Annotated in this window: 1 protein-coding gene and 1 pseudogene; both read right to left on the bottom strand. The window is 68.2% G+C overall.

Going from position 1 to position 896, the window contains the following annotated elements; genetic code table 11:
* Positions 1 to 274, bottom strand: a pseudogene (malE, locus tag ACXJLU_RS33455) (maltose/maltodextrin ABC transporter substrate-binding protein MalE); the annotation flags it as partial.
* A partial coding sequence (locus ACXJLU_RS33450; RefSeq protein WP_457338023.1) for an ABC transporter ATP-binding protein occupies positions 271 to 896 on the bottom strand: 626 nt, incomplete at its 5' end. The gene ACXJLU_RS33450 and the pseudogene malE, both read right to left, overlap by 4 nt.

Raw genomic sequence — 896 nt, 5'->3', positions numbered from 1 at the left:
GCCAGATCCAGATGTCGGGGCCCTTGCCGGCGGCGGCCGCCTGCTGGAACTTGTTCGGGGCATCTTCCGGGTGCTCCACCACCACCTGCACGCCGGTCTTGGCGGTGAACTCCTCGCCGACCTTGGCCAGGCCGTTGTAGCCCTTGTCGCCGTTGATCCAGATCAGCAGCTTGCCGGGCTCGGCGGCGTGACCGATCGACGGCAGGGCGGTGCCCGCGAGGGCCAGCACCGCGGCGCCGGCCAGCAGCTTCAGGTGATGTCGCTTGGTGTTCATGTCGTGTCTCCGGGTGGGGTTTGTTGTGGTGATGAAAAGAGCGTACGCCCCTGCTCGTCGAACAGGAAGCCGCGCTGCGGCGGGAAACTCAGGTACGCGGTGTCGCCGGTCTTCAGCGGGTTCTCCGGCGCGGTGCGGATCGTCATCGCCTCCGTCGCACCGGTCAGCGTCACGTGCAGGTAGGTGATGTCGCCCAGGTGCTCGGCGAGTTGCACGTGGGCGCGCAGCGCGTCGGCGCTCGGCTGCGTGCTGGCGTCGACGTGCTCGGGGCGCAGGCCCACGGTGACCTTGGCACCCGGCGCCAGCGACGAGACATCCGCATCGACCGTCACGCTCGAGCCGTCGGCCAGCGCGATGCGCACCAGCCCGGCGTTCACGCCGACAAGCTTGCCCTCGATGAAGTTCATCTTCGGCGAGCCGATGAAGCCGGCGACGAAGCGATTCACCGGCCGGTGGTAGAGCTCCATCGGCGTGCCGACCTGTTCGATGCGCCCGGCGTTCAGCACGACGATGCGGTGGGCCAGCGTCATCGCCTCCACCTGGTCGTGCGTCACGTAGATCATCGTGGTCTTGAGTTCCTGGTGCAGCCGCGACAGCTCCACGCGCATCTGCACGCGCAGCG

It is taken from the genome of Rhizobacter sp. P5_C2 (genome assembly GCF_054049715.1).
Note: the sequence above shows the minus strand (reverse complement) of the source record. Positions and strands in the feature narration are given on the sequence as shown.